This window comes from Pseudonocardia sp. ICBG601, from assembly GCF_020496245.1.
In genome coordinates, this window is sequence record NZ_JAHLJA010000135.1 from 1 (window position 1) to 4602 (window position 4602).

Consider the following 4602-nt stretch of genomic DNA (forward strand, 5'->3'; position numbering starts at 1 on the left):
ACGTAGGATCGCGGCCATGCCGTCCCGGCTCTCCGCACTCGACGCGTCCTTCCTGTACCTGGAGGAGGCGACCACACCGATGCACGTCGGCGGGGTCGCCGTGTTCGACCGCCCCGACGACGGCTTCGACTACGACCGGCTGGTCGAGCTCATCGAGCAGCGCATCGCGCTGGTGCCGCGCTACCGGCAGAAGGTCCGCCACGTCCCGGCAACCTCGCGCGCCCGTGTGGGTCGACGACCCCGAGTTCGACATCGCCTACCACGTGCGCCGCTCCGCACTGCCCCGTCCGGGCAGCGAGGAGCAGCTGACCGAGCTGGTCGGGCGCCTGATGTCGCGCCCGCTGGACCACACCCGCCCGCTGTGGGAGATGTACCTCATCGAGGGCCTCGCCCCGGCCGGGTCCGCTGACGGCGGACGGGTCGCGATCCTCACCAAGACCCACCAGGCCATGGTCGACGGCATCTCCGCCATCGACATCGGCCAGGTCATCCTGGACGTGTCCGCCGAGCCGCGGGACACCCCGGACGAGCTGTGGATGCCGCGCCCGGAGCCGACCGACGGCCAGCTCGTGCTCGACGCGATCTCCGAGGCCGTCACCCGCCCCACCGAGATCGTGGACAACGTCCGGTCGCCGCGGGCGACGCGCTGGCCACCGTCGGCAAGCTCGCCGGGGCCGCGGGCAAGGTCCTGAACATGGCCCGCACCGCGGGCCGCCGCGCGCCCGGGCTCCCGCTGAACGCCGAGATCTCCACCCGCGCCGGTTCGCGATGGCCCGCACCGACCTGGAGGACTACCGCAAGGTCCGCGCCGCCTACGGCTGCGACGTCAACGACGTGGTGCTCGCCGTCATCGCCGTGCCCTGCGCACCTGGCTGATGTCGCGCGGCGAGCCGGTCGCCGGGTCGTCGTCGGTGCGGGCGCTGGTGCCGCTGTCGGTGCGCGGCGAGGGCGACGTGCCCAGCTCGGCCACCGGCGGGTCGCTCGGGAACCGGGTCGCGTCGTTCCTGGTGGACCTGCCCGTCGGCGAGCCGAGCCCCCTGGTGCGGCTGCACCAGGTCACCCACCAGATGCGCGAGCACACCGACACCGGCGACGCCGTCGGAGCCGACACGCTGGTCCGGATCGGCGGGTTCGCCCCGCCGACCCTGCACGCCGTCGGCGCCCGCGCCGCGAACGGCATGGCCCGGCACTTCTTCAACCTGGTCGTGACCAACGTGCCCGGCCCGCAGTTCCCGCTCTACGCGGCCGGGGCGCGGATGCTGGAGATGTTCCCGGTGGTGCCGCTGGCGAAGGGGCAGGCCGTCTCCATCGGCCTGACCAGTTACGACGGTGGTGTGTACTACGGCCTGAACGGGGACAGGGACGCCATGGGCGACCTCGACGTGCTCGCCGGGATGGTGGACGAGTCACTCGAGGAGCTCCTCGAGACACTGCGACAGACGGGATGACCCCCGTCAGAGGAGAGGACCGTTTGAGGATCTACCTCCCCGCGACCTGGCCGATGCTGGCCCGCACGGTGAAGACCGGGAACTTCGAGCCGCTGGGCGGCACCGCGTTCGCACTCACCCCGAAGCTGCGCGAGTCCTACACCGCGGCGACGACGAGGAGCTCGAGTACGCCGCGATGAACGAGGCGGCGCGGGCGTCGCTGCGGCTGCTGTCGGTCGAGTTCGGGCTGGGCGAGGACGACACCCCCGCCCGCCGGGTCGTGGTGTCCGCCGACACCGACGACGTCACCCTGCGCCCCGACCTCGACGACGGCGCGGTCCGGGTGACCGGCCCGGTGCCGGTGTCGAAGATCGCCGCCGTGCACGTGGACCTGCCGGAGGCCGAGCACGCCGTCCGGGAGGCGGCCGGTGCGGTCGACAAGGCCGACCTGGGCGACATGGACGCCGAGTTCCTCGTCGGCGAGGCCGAGGACCACGAGCTGGCCTGGTACGACGGCACCGAGCTGCCGTTCCTCGTCGAGCTGGGCTGAGCCCCGGCGGGCGGTCAGCCCGTCCCGGCCGGAGGCCCCGGTGCGGGGTCGGCGAACACCGGGTCCCGCCCCTCCAGCCGCGCGGTCACCGCCTCGCGCTGGTTCGGGCTCGCGATCAGCGCACCGATCTCGGCCTGCTCGGCGGCGAGCTGCTCGGCGGGTGGGCGGGGCGCCGCGAGCAGCCGCTTCGCCGCACGCACGGCGTGCGGGTTGCGGGCGGCGATCTCGTACGCGGTCGCCAGCGCGGCCGCCCGCGGGTCCTCGGCGGTGCGGGTCGCGAGCCCCAGCGCGACGGCCTCGGTGCCGGACACCGTGCGCCCGGGGAGTTTCACCAAAACCAGGGCGCACGGTGTCCGGCACCGAGGCCGTCGCGCTGGGGCTCGCGACCCGCACCGCCGAGGACCCGCGGGCGGCCGCGCTGGCGACCGCGTACGAGATCGCCGCCCGCAACCCGCACGCCGTGCGTGCGGCGAAGCGGCTGCTCGCGGCGCCCCGCCCACCCGCCGAGCAGCTCGCCGCCGAGCAGGCCGAGATCGGTGCGCTGATCGCGAGCCCGAACCAGCGCGAGGCGGTGACCGCGCGGCTGGAGGGGCGGGACCCGTGTTCGCCGACCCCGCACCGGGGCCTCCGGCCGGGACGGGCTGACCGCCCGCCGGGGCTCAGCCCAGCTCGACGAGGAACGGCAGCTCGGTGCCGTCGTACCAGGCCAGCTCGTGGTCCTCGGCCTCGCCGACGAGGAACTCGGCGTCCATGTCGCCCAGGTCGGCCTTGTCGACCGCACCGGCCGCCTCCCGGACGGCGTGCTCGGCCTCCGGCAGGTCCACGTGCACGGCGGCGATCTTCGACACCGGCACCGGGCCGGTCACCCGGACCGCGCCGTCGTCGAGGTCGGGCGCAGGGTGACGTCGTCGGTGTCGGCGGACACCACGACCCGGCGGGCGGGGTGTCGTCCTCGCCCAGCCCGAACTCGACCGACAGCAGCCGCAGCGACGCCCGCGCCGCCTCGTTCATCGCGGCGTACTCGAGCTCCTCGTCGTCGCCCGCGGTGTAGGACTCGCGCAGCTTCGGGTGAGTGCGAACGCGGTGCCGCCCAGCGGCTCGAAGTTCCCGGTCTTCACCGTGCGGGCCAGCATCGGCCAGGTCGCGGGGAGGTAGATCCTCAACGGTCCTCTCCTCTGACGGGGGTCATCCCGTCTGTCGCAGTGTCTCGAGAGCTCCTCGAGTGACTCGTCCACCATCCCGGCGAGCACGTCGAGGTCGCCCATGGCGTCCCTGTCCCCGTTCAGGCCGTAGTACACACCACCGTCGTAACTGGTCAGGCCGATGGAGACGGCCTGCCCCTTCGCCAGCGGCACCACCGGGAACATCTCCAGCATCCGCGCCCCGGCCGCGTAGAGCGGGAACTGCGGGCCGGGCACGTTGGTCACGACCAGGTTGAAGAAGTGCCGGGCCATGCCGTTCGCGGCGCGGGCGCCGACGGCGTGCAGGGTCGGCGGGGCGAACCCGCCGATCCGGACCAGCGTGTCGGCTCCGACGGCGTCGCCGGTGTCGGTGTGCTCGCGCATCTGGTGGGTGACCTGGTGCAGCCGCACCAGGGGGCTCGGCTCGCCGACGGGCAGGTCCACCAGGAACGACGCGACCCGGTTCCCGAGCGACCCGCCGGTGGCCGAGCTGGGCACGTCGCCCTCGCCGCGCACCGACAGCGGCACCAGCGCCCGCACCGACGACGACCCGGCGACCGGCTCGCCGCGCGACATCAGCCAGGTGCGCAGGGCACCGGCGATGACGGCGAGCACCACGTCGTTGACGTCGCAGCCGTAGGCGGCGCGGACCTTGCGGTAGTCCTCCAGGTCGGTGCGGGCCATCGCGAACCGGCGCTGGGTGGAGATCTCGGCGTTCAGCGGGAGCCCGGGCGCGCGGCGGCCCGCGGTGCGGGCCATGTTCAGGACCTTGCCCGCGGCCCCGGCGAGCTTGCCGACGGTGGCCAGCGCGTCGCCCGCGGCGACCCGGACGTTGTCCACGATCTCGGTGGGGCGGGTGACGGCCTCGGAGATCGCGTCGAGCACGAGCTGGCCGTCGGTCGGCTCCGGGCGCGGCATCCACAGCTCGTCCGGGTGTCCCGCGGCTCGGCGGACACGTCCAGGATGACCTGGCCGATGTCGATGGCGGAGATGCCGTCGACCATGGCCTGGTGGGTCTTGGTGAGGATCGCGACCCGTCCGCCGTCAGCGGACCCGGCCGGGGCGAGGCCCTCGATGAGGTACATCTCCCACAGCGGGCGGGTGTGGTCCAGCGGGCGCGACATCAGGCGCCCGACCAGCTCGGTCAGCTGCTCCTCGCTGCCCGGACGGGCAGTGCGGAGCGGCGCACGTGGTAGGCGATGTCGAACTCGGGTCGTCGACCCACACCGGGCGCGCGAGGTTGCCCGGGACGTGGCGGACCTTCTGCCGGTAGCGCGGCACCAGCGCGATGCGCTGCTCGATGAGCTCGACCAGCCGGTCGTAGTCGAAGCCGTCGTCGGGGCGGTCGAACACGGCGACCCCGCCGACGTGCATCGGTGTGGTCGCCTCCTCCAGGTACAGGAAGGACGCGTCGAGTGCGGAGAGCCGGGACGGCATGGCCGCG

At 73.9% G+C, this 4602-nt stretch carries 2 protein-coding genes and 4 pseudogenes; 2 read left to right on the forward strand and 4 right to left on the reverse strand.

What is annotated here, in order from left to right; all coding sequences use genetic code 11:
- Window positions 1-16: 16 nt before the first annotated feature.
- Both KPL57_RS27385 and KPL57_RS27390 read left to right on the forward strand, forming a co-directional pair.
- Window positions 17-1448, forward strand: a pseudogene (locus KPL57_RS27385) (wax ester/triacylglycerol synthase family O-acyltransferase).
- A gap of 53 nt (window positions 1449-1501) precedes the next feature.
- Window positions 1502-1977 (forward strand): annotated as a pseudogene (locus KPL57_RS27390) (hypothetical protein).
- 14 nt (window positions 1978-1991) lie between these two features.
- On the opposite strand, the gene KPL57_RS27395 reads toward KPL57_RS27390, so the two are convergent.
- The 4 genes and pseudogenes from KPL57_RS27395 to KPL57_RS72825 form a co-directional block, all read right to left on the reverse strand.
- Complete coding sequence (locus KPL57_RS27395) at window positions 1992-2309, reverse strand: hypothetical protein (RefSeq protein ID WP_226353688.1); 318 nt, start codon at window positions 2307-2309, stop codon at window positions 1992-1994.
- A 327-nt stretch (window positions 2310-2636) separates the two neighbouring features.
- A pseudogene (locus KPL57_RS27400) lies at window positions 2637-3140 on the reverse strand (hypothetical protein).
- Window positions 3141-3248: 108 nt separating this feature from the next.
- A pseudogene (locus KPL57_RS27405) lies at window positions 3249-4282 on the reverse strand (wax ester/triacylglycerol synthase family O-acyltransferase); the annotation flags it as partial.
- Window positions 4203-4602 (reverse strand): wax ester/triacylglycerol synthase domain-containing protein (locus KPL57_RS72825; RefSeq protein ID WP_374203799.1); only part of this gene is annotated, 400 nt, incomplete at its 5' end. The pseudogene KPL57_RS27405 and the gene KPL57_RS72825, both read right to left, overlap by 80 nt.